General features: G+C 62.8%; 1 pseudogene. It reads left to right on the top strand.

Annotated features, from left to right (window positions below):
* Positions 1-56 precede the first annotated feature (56 nt).
* Positions 57-417, top strand: a pseudogene (locus tag RM844_RS33080) (amino acid permease); the annotation flags it as partial.

Below are 417 nucleotides of genomic sequence, written 5' to 3'. Positions count from 1 at the left end.
GCTGTGGCCCAGGCCACATCGGGGATCCCACTGTTACCTGGAAGGTACCCCGATAGATGACCGATCAAGCTGTCGCCGGGAGTAAAGACACAGCTCACGACGTCCAGAGACTGAAACGCAACGCCGTCGGCACCGTCGGCGTCATCTTCATGGCGGTGGCGACCGCCGCCCCGATCACGGCAATGGTCGGCAATGTGCCGATCGCCGTTGGCTTCGGAAATGGTTCACATGCGCCGGCCGGCTACATCGTCGCAACCGTTGTCCTCGGTCTTTTCGCCGTCGGCTACGCGACGATGGCCAAGCACATAACCACCACCGGCGCGTTCTACGGCTACATCTCCCACGGCTTGGGCCGCATCGTCGGGATGGCCAGCGGCGGACTGATCACCATGGCCTATGTGGTGTTCGAGGCCTCAC

The sequence above is a fragment of the Streptomyces chisholmiae genome, assembly GCF_031845445.1.
In the GTDB taxonomy this organism is placed as follows: Bacteria; Actinomycetota; Actinomycetes; order Streptomycetales; family Streptomycetaceae; genus Streptomyces; species Streptomyces chisholmiae.
This window is presented reverse-complemented; position numbering and strand designations above follow the sequence as displayed.